15 protein-coding genes are annotated in these 16884 nt (G+C 71.4%); 12 read left to right on the top strand and 3 right to left on the bottom strand.

The features are described 5' to 3' along the window. Nucleotides 1-69: 69 nt before the first annotated feature. The 5 genes from rplU to galE all read left to right on the top strand — a co-directional run bounded on the left by rplU (nt 70) and on the right by galE (nt 5048). A complete protein-coding gene (gene rplU, locus ACIPK4_RS02435) occupies nt 70-390 on the top strand; it encodes a 50S ribosomal protein L21 (protein ID WP_045947825.1) in 321 nt (106 codons plus the stop codon). 13 nt (nt 391-403) lie between these two features. Next, nucleotides 404-658, top strand: a complete 255-nt coding sequence (gene rpmA, locus ACIPK4_RS02430; protein WP_054227552.1) for a 50S ribosomal protein L27 — start codon at nt 404-406, stop codon at nt 656-658. Nucleotides 659-825: 167 nt separating this feature from the next. Then, nucleotides 826-2271 carry a GTPase ObgE gene (obgE, locus tag ACIPK4_RS02425; RefSeq protein WP_376205193.1) on the top strand — a complete coding sequence of 482 codons (1446 nt, stop codon included), beginning with the start codon at nt 826-828 and terminating at the stop codon, nt 2269-2271. A gap of 76 nt (nt 2272-2347) precedes the next feature. After that, complete coding sequence (locus ACIPK4_RS02420) at nt 2348-3967, top strand: glycosyltransferase family 2 protein (RefSeq protein WP_402308708.1); 1620 nt, start codon at nt 2348-2350, stop codon at nt 3965-3967. A 79-nt stretch (nt 3968-4046) separates the two neighbouring features. Next, nucleotides 4047-5048, top strand: a complete 1002-nt coding sequence (gene galE / locus ACIPK4_RS02415) for a UDP-glucose 4-epimerase GalE (RefSeq protein WP_402308707.1) — start codon at nt 4047-4049, stop codon at nt 5046-5048. 99 nt (nt 5049-5147) lie between these two features. Here the strand turns inward: galE and ACIPK4_RS02410 are convergent, their stop codons facing one another. Together ACIPK4_RS02410 and ACIPK4_RS02405 are read right to left on the bottom strand one after the other, a co-directional pair. Next, on the bottom strand, nt 5148-6296 hold the full coding sequence (locus tag ACIPK4_RS02410) for a glycosyltransferase (RefSeq protein WP_402308705.1): 1149 nt from the start codon (nt 6294-6296) through the stop codon (nt 5148-5150). Then, nucleotides 6293-9172 (bottom strand): CDP-glycerol glycerophosphotransferase family protein, encoded by a 2880-nt coding sequence (locus tag ACIPK4_RS02405; RefSeq protein WP_402308703.1) that lies wholly within the window; start codon nt 9170-9172, stop codon nt 6293-6295. The genes ACIPK4_RS02410 and ACIPK4_RS02405 overlap by 4 nt, the downstream gene beginning before the upstream one ends. A gap of 158 nt (nt 9173-9330) precedes the next feature. On the opposite strand from ACIPK4_RS02405, the gene ACIPK4_RS02400 reads away from it, so the two are divergent. The 7 genes from ACIPK4_RS02400 to ACIPK4_RS02370 all read left to right on the top strand — a co-directional run bounded on the left by ACIPK4_RS02400 (nt 9331) and on the right by ACIPK4_RS02370 (nt 15791). After that, a complete protein-coding gene (locus tag ACIPK4_RS02400; RefSeq protein WP_054227558.1) occupies nt 9331-10362 on the top strand; it encodes a glycosyltransferase family 2 protein in 1032 nt (343 codons plus the stop codon). Between the two features lie 3 nt (nt 10363-10365). Next, nucleotides 10366-10788 (top strand): GtrA family protein, encoded by a 423-nt coding sequence (locus ACIPK4_RS02395; protein ID WP_376202934.1) that lies wholly within the window; start codon nt 10366-10368, stop codon nt 10786-10788. 113 nt (nt 10789-10901) lie between these two features. Further along, nucleotides 10902-12029, top strand: coding sequence for a glutamate 5-kinase (gene proB, locus ACIPK4_RS02390; RefSeq protein ID WP_376202931.1), 1128 nt, complete (start codon nt 10902-10904; stop codon nt 12027-12029). A gap of 87 nt (nt 12030-12116) precedes the next feature. Next, nucleotides 12117-12509 carry a hypothetical protein gene (locus ACIPK4_RS02385; protein ID WP_376202929.1) on the top strand — a complete coding sequence of 131 codons (393 nt, stop codon included), beginning with the start codon at nt 12117-12119 and terminating at the stop codon, nt 12507-12509. 145 nt (nt 12510-12654) lie between these two features. Beyond that, nucleotides 12655-13932, top strand: coding sequence for a glutamate-5-semialdehyde dehydrogenase (locus ACIPK4_RS02380; RefSeq protein WP_054227562.1), 1278 nt, complete (start codon nt 12655-12657; stop codon nt 13930-13932). A 77-nt stretch (nt 13933-14009) separates the two neighbouring features. Continuing rightward, nucleotides 14010-14558, top strand: coding sequence for a hypothetical protein (locus tag ACIPK4_RS02375; RefSeq protein ID WP_376202924.1), 549 nt, complete (start codon nt 14010-14012; stop codon nt 14556-14558). Between the two features lie 69 nt (nt 14559-14627). Beyond that, nucleotides 14628-15791: a hypothetical protein gene (locus tag ACIPK4_RS02370; RefSeq protein WP_402308700.1), complete on the top strand. Its 1164-nt coding sequence runs from the start codon at nt 14628-14630 to the stop codon at nt 15789-15791. Here ACIPK4_RS02370 and ACIPK4_RS02365 read toward each other — a convergent pair. Further along, nucleotides 15775-16842, bottom strand: coding sequence for a M48 family metallopeptidase (locus tag ACIPK4_RS02365; RefSeq protein WP_402308698.1), 1068 nt, complete (start codon nt 16840-16842; stop codon nt 15775-15777). The two genes, ACIPK4_RS02370 and ACIPK4_RS02365, sit on opposite strands and share 17 nt — an antisense overlap. Nucleotides 16843-16884 lie beyond the last annotated feature (42 nt).

The following is a 16884-nucleotide window of genomic DNA, read 5'->3' as shown; positions in this document are numbered from 1 at the left end:
ACCGTGGGCCCCGGCCCGTGTGAGCGGCTGGCTTCAGGAGCATCCGTCCCGAGTGAGAGAGAGATCCGCGTGTACGCCATCGTGCGCAGCGGTGGTCGCCAGCACAAGGTTGCTGTTGGTGACATCGTTGAGGTTGACAAGATTTCCACTGCCAAGGTTGGCGACACGGTCGAGCTCTCGACCCTGCTCGTTGTCGACGGCGACGCCGTGACCTCCGACCCGTGGGTCCTGGCCGGCATCAAGGTCCAGGCCGAGGTCGTGGACCACCACAAGGGCGCCAAGATCGACATCCTGCGCTACAAGAACAAGACCGGCTACCGCCGTCGCCAGGGTCACCGTCAGCAGTACACGGCGATCAAGGTCACCGGTATCCCCACGGCTGCGAAGTAAGAGGGACTGAGACATGGCACACAAGAAGGGCGCATCGTCCACCCGGAACGGGCGCGACTCCAATGCCCAGCGGCTCGGCGTGAAGCGCTTCGGCGGTCAGGTCGTTTCCGCTGGTGAGATCCTCGTCCGCCAGCGCGGCACGCACTTCCACCCGGGCGCGGGCGTCGGCCGTGGCGGCGACGACACGCTGTTCGCGCTGCAGGCGGGCTCGGTCGAGTTCGGCACGCACCGCGGCCGCAAGGTCGTCAACATCGTTCCGGCTGCCTGATCCAGCTCCTGCTGATCAGCGGTACGTAACTTCCCGAGGGCGGATCTCAGCTCTTCCCGGCACCAGCCGGGAAGAGAGGTCCGCCCTCGGTGCGTTGGTACAGAGACACGTTTAATGGGCAGCAAGGTCTGCCTGGGACATTCCCGTATGTATCTGGAGGAACAACCATGACCACCTTCGTGGACCGCGTCGAGCTGCATGTCGCCGCGGGTAACGGGGGCCACGGCTGCGCCTCCGTTCACCGGGAGAAGTTCAAGCCGCTGGGCGGCCCCGACGGCGGCAACGGCGGCCGTGGCGGCGACGTGATCCTGGTGGTGGAGCAGGCGGTCACCACCCTGCTGGACTACCACCACAGCCCCCACCGCAAGGCCACCAACGGCAAGCCCGGCGAGGGCGGCAACCGCTCCGGCAAGGACGGGCAGGACCTGGTCCTGCCCGTGCCGGACGGCACCGTCGTCCTCGACAAGGAGGGCAACGTCCTCGCCGACCTCGTCGGCCAGGGCACCACGTACGTGGCCGCCGAGGGCGGCCGCGGCGGCCTCGGCAACGCCGCGCTGTCCTCCGCCCGCCGCAAGGCCCCCGGCTTCGCGCTGCTCGGCGTCCCCGGCACCACGGGCGACATCGTCCTGGAGCTCAAGACCGTGGCCGACGTGGCCCTGGTCGGCTTCCCCAGCGCCGGCAAGTCCTCGCTGATCTCGGTGCTCTCCGCCGCCAAGCCGAAGATCGCGGACTACCCCTTCACCACCCTCGTCCCGAACCTGGGCGTCGTCACCGCCGGCTCGACCGTCTACACGATCGCCGACGTCCCCGGCCTGATCCCGGGCGCCAGCCAGGGCAAGGGCCTCGGCCTGGAGTTCCTGCGTCACGTCGAGCGCTGCTCGGTCCTCGTGCACGTCCTGGACACCGCCACCCTGGAGTCCGACCGCGATCCGGTGGCCGACCTCGACGTGATCGAGGAAGAGCTCAGGATCTACGGCGGCGGCCTGGAGAAGCGCCCGCGCCTCGTCGTCCTCAACAAGGTCGACATCCCCGACGGCCAGGACCTCGCCGAGATGGTCCGCCCGGACCTGGAGGCCCGCGGCTACAAGGTCTTCGAGGTCTCCGCGGTCGCCCGTACGGGCCTCAAGGAGCTCTCGTACTTCCTCGCCGAGGTCGTCGCCAAGGCCCGCTCCCGCAAGCCGAAGCAGGAGGCGACCCGTATCGTCATCCGCCCGAAGGCCGTGGACGACGCCGGCTTCACCGTCACGTACGACGAGGTCGAGGACGTCTACATCGTGCGTGGCGAGAAGCCGGAGCGCTGGGTCCGCCAGACCGACTTCAACAACGACGAGGCCGTGGGCTACCTGGCCGACCGCCTCAACCGCCTCGGTGTCGAGGACGCGCTGAAGAAGGCCGGTGCCCGGGCCGGCGACGGCGTGGCCATCGGATCCGCCGAGAACGCGGTCGTCTTCGACTGGGAGCCGACCGTGATGGCCGGCGCCGAGATGCTGGGCCGCCGCGGCGAGGACCACCGCCTGGACGCCCCGCGTCCGGCCACCACCCGCCGCAAGGACAAGGAAGCCCAGCGCGGGGACTCGGCGCAGAAGGAGTACGACGAGTTCCGGCCCTTCTGATCTGCTGTTTCGCCGTTCGGCCGGTCCGGACGTCGGAGTTGAAGTGATGTTTACGCCGGTCGCCTAGGATCCACGGGTGAGCAGCACCAACACTCCCAGCGTTTCCGTCGTGGTGATCGCGTACAACGACGCCGTGCTCGTGGGCGAGGCCGTGGCCTCGGCCCTCGCCCAGGGCCCGGTCGTCGCCGAGGTGATCGCCGTCAACGACGCCTCGGCCGACGGCACCGCGGCGGTGCTGGACGAGCTGGCCGCCGTCCATCCCCGCCTGAAGGTCGTGCACCGCACGGAGAACAGCGGCGGGTGCGGTACGCCGCGCAACGACGGGATCGCGCTCGCGACCTCGCCGTACGTCCTCTTCCTCGACAGCGACGACGTCCTGCCCCCGGGGGCTGCCGACGCCCTCGTGCGCGCCGCCGAGGAGCACCGCGCGCCGGTGACCGTCGGCGCGTGCGTACGGCGGGAACTGCCGCAGTACCACGACGTGCCCTGGATGCCCGGCCTCTACACGGCGGGCGACGTGATCGAGCGGCCCGCCGACCGGCCCGAGCTGGTCCGCGACACCCTCTGCGTCAACAAGCTCTACGAGCGGGCCTTCCTGGACGCGCACGCGATCCGCTTCCCCGACGGCCGGTTCGTCTACGAGGACTTCGTCTTCACCGCGCGCGTCCTGGCCGCCGCGCCCCGCATCGCCGTCATCGGCGACCTCGTCTACGTCTGGCACGTGCGCCGCAGCGCCGCCCAGGTGTCGATCTCCCTGGACCGCAAGGACGTGGGCAACTGGCGCTCCCGGATCGAGGCCCACCGCTCGGCCCGCCGGATCATCACCGAGTCCTCCCCGGAGCTCGGTCTGGCCTGCCAGGTGAAGTTCCTGGAGTACGACCTGCGGATGTACCTGCGCGAGCTCGGCAAGGACCCCGAGTACCAGGCCGCCTGGTGGACGCTGACCCGCGACTACGTCGCCGGGTTCGACGCGGCCGCGGTCGAGGCCGCCGGGGCGCACGCCCGCTGGATCGTCCGGCTGCTGCGGGCCGTCCCGGCCCCGCCCTCCGACGTGGAGCGGCTCACCCGCTTCGCTGCCGAGCCGCCGCGGCTGCTGCCCCCGTACGCGACCGGTCCCGGCGGGCTGCCCGTGTGGAGCGAGGAGCTCCCGGTGGTCCTGGACGGGCTGGGCGCGCTGCCGGTGGCCGAACTGCCCGTCAGCATCGACGCCGAACCCCTCGGTCCGGCCCGGCTGCGGATCCGGGTGCGCGAGCTGTACGGGCGCCTCGCCATGGCCGGGCCGCGCACGGCCCGGCTGAGTTTCGTGCCCCGCTCGGGCGGCGAGCCGATCCCGGACAGGCCGGTGGAGCTGCACGCCGCCGCCGACGGTGACGGCTGGACCGCCGAACTGCCGTTCCGGCTGACGGCCGTGGCCGCCGCCGGGCGCCGCCGGGGCCGCCGCGGAATGCAGTCCTGGGGCGTCCAGGTGGGCGTGGACTTCGCGGACGGGAGCTCCCTGGTCACCTCTCCGCGCCCCCTCGACGATCTCCTGCGCCGCCGGGCGCTGCCGAGCAGCAGGTACGGTGTTCTGCTGGCGCAGCCGTTCCGTACGGGCGGAGGATCGCTGGCCCTGCGGCTCGCACCGGGTGCCGCGGGTGCGCTGAGCCTCGTACGCAACCGTCTCCACCGGGCCAGGGCAGGCCGCGGATCGGAGTGAGACAGCCGGCGATCGTCAGGTCGCCCGATAATTGGGACAGGCCCCCCGGACGCACTCCGGGGACCTCAGGGAGGTACGCATGACTTTTCTGATCACTGGTGGCGCCGGCTACATCGGTTCCCACGTCGTCCGCGCGATGATCGCCGCGGGTGAGGGCGTCGTCGTCTACGACGACCTCTCCACGGGCAACGAGGACCGCGTCCCGGAGGGCGTCCCGCTGGTGATCGGCTCGGTCCTGGACCGGCTGAACCTGGACGAGACCCTGCGCCGGTACAAGATCACCGGCGTGGTGCACCTGGCCGGCAAGAAGCAGGTCGGCGAGTCCGTCGAGAAGCCGCTGTTCTACTACCACGAGAACGTCGAGGGCCTTCAGGTCCTGCTGGGCGCCGTGGCCGAAGCCGGCGTCCGCAACTTCCTCTTCTCCTCGTCCGCCTCTGTGTACGGCATGCCCGACGTGGAGCTGGTCACCGAGGAGACCCCGTGCGCGCCGCTGAGCCCGTACGGCGAGACGAAGCTGGCCGGCGAGTGGCTGGTGCGCGCCGCGGGCAAGGCGCACGGCATCTCCACCGCCTGCCTGCGCTACTTCAACGTGGCGGGCGCGGCCGCCCCCGAGCTCGCGGACACCGGGGTCTTCAACCTGGTCCCGATGGTCTTCGAGCGTTTCGACAAGGGCGAGGGCGCCCGCATCTTCGGCGACGACTACCCGACCCCGGACGGCACCTGCATCCGCGACTACATCCACGTCGAGGACCTGGCCGAGGCCCACGTGGCGGCGGCCCGCAAGCTCGCCGAGTGGGGTGCGGCCGGTGAGTACAAGGACCTCACGGTCAACATCGGCCGTGGCGAGGGCGTCTCCGTACGGGAGATGGCGCAGCTGCTGAACGAGGGCACCGGGCACACCCACGAGCCCGTCGTCGTCCCGCGGCGCCCCGGCGACCCGGCGAAGGTCGTCGCCTCCGCCGACAAGATCGCCGCGGAGCTGGGCTGGAAGGCCCGGCACGACGTCCGCGAGATGATCACCTCGGCCTGGGCGGGCTGGGAGGCCAACCGCAAGGGCGAACTGCCCCACGTCGAGCGCTGAGCCGTACGGACGAAGCCGCCCGCTCCGGATCGTGTCCGGGGCGGGCGGCTTCGTACGCGGGGGAGGGGCTCGGCGCCCCCGGGGCCGGCGTTCCGGGGCTCAGCGCTCCAAAAACGCGAACAGCTCTTCCCAGCGGTCGGTGATCTCGGCACTGGAGTAGCGCTTCACGCTGCGGAAGGCGTTGTCGCCGAGCCGGTCGCGCAGTTCGCGGTCCGCCATCAGCACGCGCAGGTGCCCGGCCAGCTCCATCGTGTTGCCCAGTCGGGCCAGCAGCCCGTCCTCGCCGTCCTCGACGATCGCCCGTACGCCCGGCGCGCAGTCGAACGCGGCCACCGGAAGGCCCGCGGCCATCGCCTCCAGCAGGGTGATCGGGAAGCCCTCGGCCCGCGAGGCCTGCGCGAAGACCGAGGCCCCGCGCAGCGCGCCCAGCACGTCGTCGGTGCTGCCCATCCACTGCACCGAGTCGGTCAGACCGAGACCGGCGGCGTGGGCCCGCAGCGTCGCCTCCTCCACGCCCGCCCCGTAGATCCGCAGGACCCAGTCGGGGTGGTGCGGGGCGGCGTCGGCCCACGCGTCGAGCAGCAGGTCCACGCCCTTCTCGAACGCGAGGCGGCCGACGCTGGCGACGACCTTCTCCGTGCGGGGGGCGGGGGAGTCCGGCATGAACGGCAGCGGGTTCGGCATGCTGCCCACGTTCTCCATGCCCGCCCGGATCCACAGGTCCGCGTCCTCCGGGGTCAGCACCAGCAGCCGGTCGACCTCGGAGTAGTGGCGCCGGACCCGGTCGCCGCGGGTGGACTTCTGGCTGGCCTCGAACGACTCGTGGCTCATGCCGATGAGGGTGAGCCCCTTGGTGTCGGCGAGCGCCACCCACTCCATCGCCCAGACCTGCGTGACGATCACGACGGCGCCGGGGCCCGCCGCGCGGAAGAGCTCGCTCAGCTCCTCCGCCTTCGCCCGCATCTTCGCCCGCCGGGCCGCCTGGCGGCGCCGCTCGGGGGCGTTGAGGCGGCCCTTGATGCCGCGCAGGCGGCGGGCCTTCGGCGGGTGCGCCTCGTACAGGGTGGTCATCGCGTACGGCAGGTCCTGCGGCAGCGTCTGCCGGATCTCCTCGGCGACCGGGGCGATGCCGACGATGTGCACCCGGTGCCCGCGGTCGGTGAACAGCCGGGCCATCTGGTGCGACCAGGTCGTCACGCCGCCCAGCTCGTCGACGCTGTTGGAGACGATGAAGATGTCCCGGCTCACTTGCCGCTCCCGGTGAAGAACTTCTCGACGATCTGGCGGGCCGCGTCCCCGCGGTCGTACTCGCCGAACTCGGTGAGGAATCGCTGGCGGGCCTCGGCGTACTTCGCGTCGGCCTCGTCGAAGGCGGCGAGGGCCTGGAGGAGTTCGTCGGCCGTGGCCACCACCGGACCGGGCGCCTTCTCCTTCAGGTCGAAGTACGTGCCGCGGATGTCGGTCGCGTACTTCTCGTAGTCGTACGCGAAGAACAGCATCGGCCGGTCCAGGACCGCGTAGTCGAACATCACGGACGAGTAGTCGGTGATCAGCCCGTCGGCGAGCGCCAGCAGCGGGGTGATGTCGTGGAGCCGGGACACGTCGACGACCCGGCCCGCGACCGACGGCGGCAGCGAGACGCTGTTGAGGTAGTGGGTGCGCACCAGCAGCGTGAAGCGGTCGCCGAGCCGCTCGGCGAACTCCTCGACGTCGAAGGGGAACTCGAAGCCCTCCACCGCGCCGTCCGCGCTCGCCCGGAACGTCGGCGCGTACAGCAGCACCTTCTTGTCCGGGTCGAGGCCCAGCTCGGCGGCGAGCGGCCCGCGCACCCGCTCCCCGCTCTGCGCCTCCGCGCGCTGCGCCTCGACGAGGGCGTCGTTGCGCGGGTATCCGCTGCGCAGCAGCACCTCGTCGCGCAGCCGGAAGCCCTTGGCGAGGGTGCGGGCGTCGTGCTCGGAGCGGATCAGGAAGTGGTCGAAGCGGTTGACGGCCGCCTGGAACTTGTCCTGGCCGGCCTTGCCCTGCGCCTTGGTGCGGGGCTCGTGGAAGCCCATGCGCTTGAGCGCGGAGCCGTGCCAGGTCTGGATGTACGTGGTTCCGTCGCGCTTGGCCAGGGCGAGGGGGAAGCCCTGGTTGTCGACCCAGAACTCGGCCTGCGCCAGCGCGCGCAGGTACGGCCAGCTCCAGCGGCGCACCAGGGTGGCCTCCTTGGGGAAGCCCGTGGGCTTGCCGCCCGCGTACGACCAGATCGCCTCGAACGGGACGCCCTGGCGGACCATCTCCTCGTAGATCGCCTTCGGGCTGTCGCTGTACTGCTTGCCCATGTGGCTCTCGAAGACGACCGTGCCCTTCTTGACCGGCAGCTTCGAGAAGACCTCGTGGTAGACCTTCACCTTCTGCTCGCCCGAGCCGAGGTTGCGGCGGGCGCGCAGCGCCTTGCGCAGGCCCCGCTTGACCACGTTGGCGGCCTTGCCGTGCATCGCGCTGCTGATCAGCGTCTGGGTGCGGACGGCGGCGGCGCCCTCGGCGGTCAGGACGTAGGAGAGGTTGCCCTTCTTGGTGACCTCCGGCTCGAAGCGGTCGGAGACCAGCCTCGTCAGCCGCGGACGCACGCGCAGGCGGGCCGCCGAGTCCAGGTCGACCCCGCCGACGGAGACGCGCGTGGTGACGCGGTCGCCGCCGGCGGTCAGCTTCAGCCGGACGTCCCAGACGGCGTCGATGATGCCGAGGGGGCGGACGGTGCTGCCGATGTCGGCCGTGGCGGTCCACTCGATCGTGTCACCGGCGTGGCGCACGGTTGCCACCGGGAAGCTGAAGGAGCGCACACCGATCTGCCGGCGGGCCCGGAACTCCAGCGTGGCGCCCAGCGCCGCCTCCGGGCCGATCCGCCCCAGCGGGTTGACCATGGTGCCCGACAGCGTGACGGTGCCGCGCCCGTCGTCCTCGTACGAGGTCAGGCGGTTGCCCAGGGCGAGCGAGCCGAGCGGGGTGGTGTGGAAGCCCTGGTCGGTGACGTCCAGTATCCGGCGGGCCTCGGCTCCGTCCGGGCCGTCGATGTGCGCGGCGCACCAGTAGACGCGCCCGTCGCGCTCCGCGAGCGGAGAGGTCAGGCGGCCCTTGTTGGTCATGGCGTCGGCGGCCGGGATCAGGTTGTCCCAGTCCTCCTTGCCGAGCAGATAGGCGCAGATCGCCTGGAGGAACGTGACGTTCTCGTACGCGGCCGGGTCGATGCCGGCCAGGTAGCCGTTGGCGAGCCGGGCGAACTCCTGCCGGTACGCGTCGCCCAGCAGGGGCAGGTCGCGCAGGTGCAGCACCAGGTCGTGCTTGAGGAACTTGGCGTCCTTCGCGGACTTGATGTCCGTGTGGCCCTTGGCGGCCAGCAGCTCGTCGACCCGGCGGTGGATCTCCATCCGGTGGACGAAGTTCGCGATCTCGTGGCGCCGGTTGCTGATCGACTTCGACGCGGCCTTCTCGACCACGTTCCAGTAGTACACGTGGTTCGGGATCAGCGTGATCCGGCGGGCGGCGACGTAGGCCTGCGCGGAGAACAGCAGGTCCTCGTAGTGGATGCCGACCGGGAACTCCAGGCCCTGCTCCAGCAGGAACGCGCGCCGGTAGCACTTGTTCGTGGAGAGGGTGTCGTACACCAGCAGGTCGGGGTACTCGGTGATCGACTCCAGCGTCCGGGTGCGCGAGTAGATCCAGGGGTACCACTCGGTGGTCTTGCCCCACCGGTTGTCGAGGTGCACGCGCACGCACATGCCCGAGACCAGGTCGGAGCCGGTCCGCTCGGCGGCGGCCAGCATGTTCCGGCAGGCGTTTCGTTCCAGCACGTCGTCGCTGTCCAGGAACATGACGTACGTGCCGGTGGCCTGCCGGATCCCGTGGTTGCGCGGCGCGCCGCAGCCGCCGCTGTTCTCCGGCAGCTGGAAGGCGCGCACTCTTCCCGGGTGCGCCGCTTCGAGCTCCTTGGCGATCGCGTACGACCGGTCCTTGCTGCAGTCGTCGACGATCACGACTTCGACCCCGTGCAGGGTCTGGTCCAAAACCGACCGGACGGCTGTCGGCAGACGCTCTGCGTCGTTGTAGACGATGACGACCACGGAGACGTCAGGCACGTGCACCTCGATCCCTTCGTTCCATTCCGCTTAACCCGTCAAAGCTACCGTGTGCCGCGCGCGGATCCGGCAGGCCGACCCTCGGCGTGCATACTTCTTAGGAAGAGGTGTGTGGCGGGTCCGGTCGCCGACAATCACCCGTTCGGACCCAGCAGGAAGTGTTCATGACGAAGCTGTCCGTAGTAGTCCCTTGCTACAACGAAGAAGCCGTGATCGACAGCTTCGACGCGGAGATCCGCAGGGTCCTGGACTCCCTGCCCGTCGAGTACGAGGTCTGCTACGTCGACGACGGCAGCCGTGACGGAACCCTCACCAAGCTCCGGAAGATCGCCGCCGAGTACGGGGACCAGACCCGGTACGTCTCCTTCAGCCGCAACTTCGGCAAGGAGGCCGGCATGCTCGCCGGCCTGCGCGAGGCCACCGGCGACGCCGTCGTGATCATGGACGCCGATCTCCAGCACCCGCCGGAGCTCATCGCCACCATGCTCGACTACCACCGGCAGGGCCACGACCAGATCATCGCCCGCCGCACCCGCGAGGGCGACAAGAAGGTCCGCTCCGCCCTCAGCCGCCTCTACTACCGCGGCGTCAACCGCTGGGTCGACGTGGAGCTCACCGACGGCGTCGGCGACTTCCGGATGCTGTCCCGGCCGGCCGTGGACGCGCTGCTGTCGCTGCCCGAGTACAACCGCTTCTCCAAGGGCCTCTTCTCCTGGATCGGCTTCGACACCGTCCACTTCGACTACCGCAACGCCCAGCGCGAGGCCGGCGAGACGAAGTGGAAGTTCGGCTCCCTGCTGAACTACGCCATGGACGGCCTGATCTCCTTCAACAACCGGCCGCTGCGCATCGGCATCTGGGCGGGCGTGTCGCTGGTGGGGCTGGCCGCCCTGTACGCGGTCTGGATCGCCGTCATGGCCATGACCCACGGCGTCACCGCTCCCGGCTACGTGACCCTCGTCGCGATCATCGTCGGCATCGGCGGCGTCCAGATGATCATGCTGGGTCTGATCGGCGAGTACATCGGGCGCATCTACTACGAGACCAAGCGCCGTCCGCACTTCCTGGTGAAGGAGGCGCACGGCGCGGACCCGCAGGCCCGGCCCGACGCCGCAGGGGTCCGCACGGGCGAGCGTGAACGCGGCGGGCTGTCCGCCTCGCGCCTGACGGTCACCGCCGAGCACGAGGTGCGCTGAGCCATGCGCAGCCAGCTCGGCCAGATCCTCCGCTTCGGCCTCGTCGGGGCCGTCAACACCGGCACCTTCTTCGTCATCTACCTGCTGCTGCACCCGTGGATGCCGTACTTCCTCGCCTACACCCTCGCCTTCCTGCTGGCGATGGTCGGCTCGTTCTTCATGAACACCTACTTCACCTACCGGACCAAGCCCACCTGGAAGAAGTTCCTCCTCTTCCCGCTGACCAACATCACGAACTACGTGATCCAGTCCGCCGGGCTGTACGCCCTGGTGACCTGGGCCGGGCTGGACACCCGGATCGCGCCGCTCGTCGCCGCCGTCGTGGCCATCCCGTTCACGTTCCTGCTGTCCCGCAAGATCCTCGTCCCGGGCGCCGCCGCGCAGGCGGAGGAGCCCCAGCCGGCCCGCAGCGGGTCCGCGGGCTGAGCCGCCGTCCGGTGCGCCGTCCGGGTCCACCGGCTGAAACCCCTGCGCGGGCGCCGCGCACCACCCCGTAGATTGAGGTGGCAGACGTACCGGCAAGGGGCAAGGGGACAGACGTGTCAGCGGCTAGGCAAGGTGTCGTGGACGCCCGCAGGATCGTGGTCAAGGTCGGATCCTCCTCCCTGACCACCGCGGCCGGCGGGCTCGACGCGGACCGGGTGGACGCCCTGGTCGACGTACTGGCCAAGGCCCGCAGCGGCGGCGAGAAGGAGATCGTCCTCGTCTCCAGCGGAGCCATCGCGGCGGGCCTGTCCCCGCTCGGCCTGCGCCGGCGCCCCACCGACCTGGCCCGCCAGCAGGCGGCCGCCAGCGTCGGGCAGGGGCTGCTCGTCGCCCGGTACACCGCCTCCTTCGCCCGGTACGGCGTCCGCGTCGGCCAGGTGCTGCTGACCGGCGACGACACCAGCCGCAGGGCCCACTACCGCAACGCGTACCGGACCCTGGACCAGCTGCTGGCCATGGGCGCCCTGCCCGTGGTCAACGAGAACGACACCGTGGCCACGGACGAGATCCGCTTCGGCGACAACGACCGGCTCGCGGCCCTCGTCGCCCACCTGGTCCGCGCCGACCTCCTCGTCCTGCTGTCCGACGTGGACGGCCTCTACGACGGCGACCCGTCGCTCCCCGGCACCACCCGCATCGACGAGGTGCACGGACCCGAGGACATCGCGCACGTCTCTATCGGCAGCGCCGGCAAAGCGGGCGTCGGCACCGGCGGCATGGTCACCAAGGTCGAGGCGGCCCGGATCGCGGCCGCGGCCGGCATCCCGGTCGTCCTCACCTCCGCCAGCCAGGCCGCCGACGCCCTGGCCGGACGGGTGACCGGCACGCACTTCCACGCCACCGGCCGCCGCTCCGCGGACCGGCTGCTCTGGCTCCAGCACGCCTCGACCCCGCAGGGGCACCTGGTGCTGGACGAGGGCGCCGTACGCGCCGTGACCGAACGCGGCAGCTCCCTGCTGCCCGCCGGGATCGCGGCCGTCGAGGGCGAATTCGTCGCCGGCGACCCCGTGGAACTGCGCGGGCCCGACGGCCGCGCCGTGGCCCGCGGGCTCGTCAACTTCGACGCCAAGGAGCTCCCGCAGCTCCTCGGGCGCTCCACCCGTGAGCTCGCGAGGGAACTCGGTCCGGAGTACGAGCGGGAGGTCGTACACCGCGACGATCTGGTCCTGCTGGAGGGCTGAGGTTCGGTAAAACCGCCGCACGGCGGGCCGGGGACTGGTCAACTGTGAGGGGCGGACAGGCAGCATGGCGCAGACAGGAGGCGGCTGGTGAGACGAGCGCTGACCAGCATCAGCGGCGGCGGGGACGAGCAGGAAGAAGCCTCGCGCCTCTGGCACGTCACCCTGAGCGTCTCGGGCAAGCCGGCGCCGCTGTCCGAGGTCCGGCGCGGGCTGGAGCAGCTGGCCCATGACCACCCCTTTCTGCTGACCAGCAGGTACGCCGACGACCACGCGGAGATCCGGTACTGGGAGGAGGCCCGCGACCTCCACGACGCCGCGGCCGTCGCCCTGCGCCTGTGGGGCGAACACCGCTCCTCGGCGCAGCTCCCGCCGTGGGAGATCGTCGGCCTGGAGGTCATCGACCGCGCCACGTACCACCTCCGCGTGGCAGAGGGCTACGGCCCGCCCCCGGCACACCCGGTCGGGGTCCACCCGTACTGACGCGTCCTTCTCGGCGCCCCGCTCGCGCGGCTCGGCCGCGGGCGGCCTCCCGGGCTCCGCGCCGCTGCGCGGGATCCGGGCCCAGGCGTCTCGCGGGGTGGGAAGCCCGGCCGGAACCGGAGGGCCGGGGACTACCCTGGGCGGCATGACCTCGCTCGACGCCACCGTCTCGCCCGTGATCGCCACCGCGCAAGCGGCCCGCACCGCCGCCGCGGCCATCGCCCCGCTCCCGCGGTCCGCCAAGGACACCGCGCTCCTGGCCATCGCGGACGCCCTGGAGGCCCGTACCGCCGAGATCGTCGCCGCCAACGCCGTCGACACCGACAAGGCCCGCGCCGCCGGCACCAGCGAGACCGTCATCGACCGCCTCACCCTCACCCCGGAGCGCGTCGCGGCCATCGCCTCCGACGTGCGCGACGTCGCGGCCCTCCCCGACCCGGTGGGCGAGGTCGTCCGCGGCTCCACCCTGCCCAACGGGATCGACCTCCGGCAGATCCGCGTCCCGCTCGGCGTCGTCGGCATCATCTACGAGGCGCGCCCCAACGTCACCGTCGACGCGGCCGCCCTCTGTCTCAAGTCCGGCAACGCGGTCCTCCTGCGCGGCAGCTCCTCCGCCTATGCCTCCAACACCGCCCTCGTCGCCATCCTCCGCGACGCCGTCGAGAGCGCCGGTCTGCCCGCGGACGCGATCCAGCTCGTCCCGGGCGAGTCCCGCGACTCCGTCCGCGAGCTGATGCGCGCCCGCGGCCTCGTCGACGTCCTCATCCCGCGCGGCGGCGCCTCCCTCATCAAGACGGTCGTCGAGGAGTCCATCGTCCCGGTCATCGAGACCGGCACCGGCAACTGCCACGTCTACGTGGACGCCCAGGCCGACCTCGACATGGCCGTGGACATTCTCGTCAACTCCAAGGCCCAGCGGCCCTCCGTCTGCAACTCCGCGGAGACCCTCCTCGTCCACCGGGACATCGCCGGCGCCTTCCTGCCGCGCGCCCTCGACGCGCTGGCCGAGGCAGGCGTCACCGTCCACGGTGACGCGCGCGTCCTCGCGGCCGCCGAGGACTCCAAGGTCACCGCGCTGCCCGCCACCGACGAGGACTGGGCCGCCGAGTACCTCTCGTACGACATCGCCGCCGGCGTCGTGGACTCGCTCGACGACGCCGTCGCCCACATCCGCCGCTGGACCTCCGGGCACACCGAGGCGATCGTCACCACTTCGCAGGCCGCCGCCCGCCGCTTCACCCAGCTGGTCGACTCGACCACCGTCGCCGTGAATGCGTCCACCCGGTTCACCGACGGTGGTCAGTTCGGCTTCGGCGCCGAGATCGGCATCTCCACCCAGAAGCTGCACGCCCGTGGCCCGATGGGCCTTCCGGAGCTCACCTCCACCAAGTACATCGTCACCGGCGACGGTCACGTTCGGTAGTCGGACACCAAACACCGGGTGGCCGGAATTCCGCTCACACCCTGCCCAAAGCAGCCCCCCAGGTCTAGGCTGTGCCTGTGCCGGACGACGTGGGGGGCAAGATCCCGGACGACGGGGAGCCCGACAACGACGACCGCGGAGGCGCGGATCACGACTTCGCCTCCGTGGTGTTCGACGAGGACTTCGTCCGGAGCGCCGAAATCCATGAACCGAGTGCCGCGGAGCGCCAGCGGGCCGCCGACCGGGCGCGCGCCGAGGCGGAGGCGGCCCGGGCCGTCGCCGGAGGCTGGACGTCCGACGACGACTACGACGGCCACGCCTACGGCCGCCCCGACGGGTACGGCATCGACGAGCCCGGCTGGGAGTACGGCCCCAGCTACCCGGAAGGCCCCTACGGGGCCTACGGCGGCGCCCTGCGGCCCTACCGGGGCCGCGCGCCGTGGCTGCGGCCGGTCGCCTGGGTGCTCGCCTTCGTGATGGGTCTCGGCATGGTCGCCCTCGCCTTCAGCGCGGTCTACCGCAGCGCGTCGAGCGGCGCCGACCACACTCCCGCGCCCACCAGGACACCGCTGACGGAAGTCACCGGCGCCGGAGCGTTTATGTACCCCGTCGGCCGCCAACCCTGAAGGTAACGACCCCACTCGCGTCCGCCGCAGCTGGGGGCTTCTCTGAAGCGGGGACAGCGGGGAGAAGCAATGGCCGTTCCAGGAGATCCACCCGACGGCACCCCCGAGGGCATCGGCGGGGGCGACGAGGAGTTCCGGTCGGACGAGTACCGGTCGGACGAGTACCGGTCGGTGGTGTTCGACGAGGACTTCGTCCGGGCTGCCCGGCTCCAGGAGTTCTCCGCGCAGGAGCGCATGGGTGAACACGCCCGGGCCGTACGCAGCCGGTCCATCTGGTCCGGCAGCGGCCCCGCCCGGCCCCGGACCAGCACCCCCGGCCGGGGCGCCCGCCAGGGCATGCTGCTCGTGCTGCTCATCGCGGTGGCCTTCGCCGCGGCCGTCTACATGGGCCTGAGCAATCCGACGGTGCCCCCGTACAGCAGCCGCACCGAACCCCTGGCCAGCACCGTCGTGCCCCTGGCACCCGCCACCGTGGTGCCCGGCGGGCGGCCCGTCGACCTCTTCGCGAAGAGCCCGGCGGCCGACTACCGCGTCGGGGCGGCCGGGATCACCCTGCCCGCCGTGCGCCGCACCCACCACTTCGCCGAAGCGCAGGTCGTCACCGCGCTGTCCATCGCCAAGGACTACCTGGTGCAGTCCTCGCTGGACCCGGACGTGCTGGCCGGCGCCGCCACCCGGCCCGTTCGGGTCCTGCTCGACCCCGACCAGCTGGCACAGTTCGACCGCAGCATGACCTCGCCCTCCGGCGACGGGCGGCACGCCGCCACCGGCTGGCTGGTCCGCTTCGACCCCGGCACCGCCGCCCTGGCCGACACCCGGGTCCGGGTCAGCGGAACCCTCGCCTTCGAGGAGATCTCCGCGGACGTCCTCGAAGTGACCACCGACCACACCTTCGTGTACGCCGTACGTCCCGCCACCGGATCCCCGGCCGCGGAGGACGGCGCCTCGCTCTTCACCGTCCGGCGCGAGCTGCGGCTGCGCTTCGACCAGGAGGACCTCACGACCCGGCGGGCGGAGCTGCTCTCCGCCTACGTGATGGCCGGCCCGCAGGACTGCTCCACCGAGCCCGCCGACGGCTTCCGCCCGGTCCTGGCCGGAGGCGGACCGGCCACCGTGGGCCCGGCCGCCAGCGACCCGTACGCCAGTGGCACCCCGCGGCGCACCGCCGGGCTGTGCGGCGTACTGGCGCCGCCCACGCCCGCCGGGAGCGCCCCCGTCAGCCCTGCTCCGTAGCCTCGCCGCCCTTGTTCCCGCCGCCCGGGCCCGCACCCGTGAACCTGTCCCGCAGCTTGCCGCCGACATCGGCCGCGCCGCCCGCGATGTCGCCGACCAGCTTGAACAGTGGGTCCTTGCTGCTGCGCACCGCGTCCGCGTAGTGCGAGGCCGACTCGCGGAAGGAGTCCGACACCGAGGTGTCCTTGTCCTCGTCCCGCCGCGGGTAGTGGCCGTCCATGATCCGCTGGTAGTCCCGGTTCTGCGACCACTTCTTCAGCTCGGCCGCCCGCACGGTGGCGAAGGGATGCGTCCGCGGCAGCATGTTGAGGATCTTCAGCACGGAGTCGCGCAGGTCGCCGCCGGCCTCGTACTCCTCGGCCTGGGCCAGGAAGGAGTCCACGTTCATCTCGTGGAGGTGGTTGCCGCCCGCGAGCTTCATCAGGCCCCGCATCGAGGCCTGCAGGTCCTGCCCGACCAGCAGACCGGCCCGGTCCGCCGACAGTTCCGACTTGCGGAACCACTCCCGCAGCGCGGTCACGAGCGCCGTGATCGCCACGTTGCCCAGCGGGATCCACGCCACCTTCAGCGCCAGACCCGTCAGGAACAGCAGGACCGTGCGGTACACCGCGTGCCCCGACAGCGCGTGCCCCACCTCGTGGCCCACGGCCGCCCGCATCTCCTCCTCGTCGAGCAGCTCGACCAGGCCCGTCGTCACCACGATGATCGGCTCGTCCAGCCCGATGCACATGGCGTTCGGCCGCGGGTCCTGCTGCACGTACATCTGCGGGACCTTCTCCAGGTCCAGGATGTAACAGGCGTCCCGCAGCATCTCGTGCAGGTGCCGGAACTGTGTCTCGCCCACCCGGACGGAATCCGAGAGGAAGAGCAGGCGCAGGCTCCGCTCCGGGAGGAGACCGCTCAGGGCCTTGAACACGGTGTCGAACCCGCTCAGCTTGCGCAGCGCGACCAGCGCCGAACGGTCCGCCGGGTGTTCGTACGCGCGTGAGGAAATACCGGGGAACCTCCTGCGGTCCCTCGCCGGAACCTTCTCGAAACCGGTCTCCGTCATGACGCCCTCCCCCTTGATCGGCCTGAGTGCTGCTGCGTCTAT

The sequence above is a fragment of the Streptomyces sp. NPDC086989 genome (assembly GCF_044745505.1).
Classification (GTDB): domain Bacteria; phylum Actinomycetota; class Actinomycetes; order Streptomycetales; family Streptomycetaceae; genus Streptomyces.
This window is presented reverse-complemented; position numbering and strand designations above follow the sequence as displayed.

Excerpts from the sequence above, each read along its gene's own strand:
- rpmA (WP_054227552.1), top strand. The coding sequence starts at position 404 with ATGGCACACAAGAAGGGCGCATCGTCCACCCGGAACGGGCGCGACTCC.
- obgE (WP_376205193.1), top strand. The coding sequence starts at position 826 with ATGACCACCTTCGTGGACCGCGTCGAGCTGCATGTCGCCGCGGGTAAC.
- galE (WP_402308707.1), top strand. The coding sequence starts at position 4,047 with ATGACTTTTCTGATCACTGGTGGCGCCGGCTACATCGGTTCCCACGTC.
- ACIPK4_RS02400 (WP_054227558.1), top strand. The coding sequence starts at position 9,331 with ATGACGAAGCTGTCCGTAGTAGTCCCTTGCTACAACGAAGAAGCCGTG.
- ACIPK4_RS02395 (WP_376202934.1), top strand. The coding sequence starts at position 10,366 with ATGCGCAGCCAGCTCGGCCAGATCCTCCGCTTCGGCCTCGTCGGGGCC.
- ACIPK4_RS02380 (WP_054227562.1), top strand. The coding sequence starts at position 12,655 with ATGACCTCGCTCGACGCCACCGTCTCGCCCGTGATCGCCACCGCGCAA.
- ACIPK4_RS02370 (WP_402308700.1), top strand. The coding sequence starts at position 14,628 with ATGGCCGTTCCAGGAGATCCACCCGACGGCACCCCCGAGGGCATCGGC.
- ACIPK4_RS02365 (WP_402308698.1), bottom strand. The coding sequence starts at position 16,842 with ATGACGGAGACCGGTTTCGAGAAGGTTCCGGCGAGGGACCGCAGGAGG.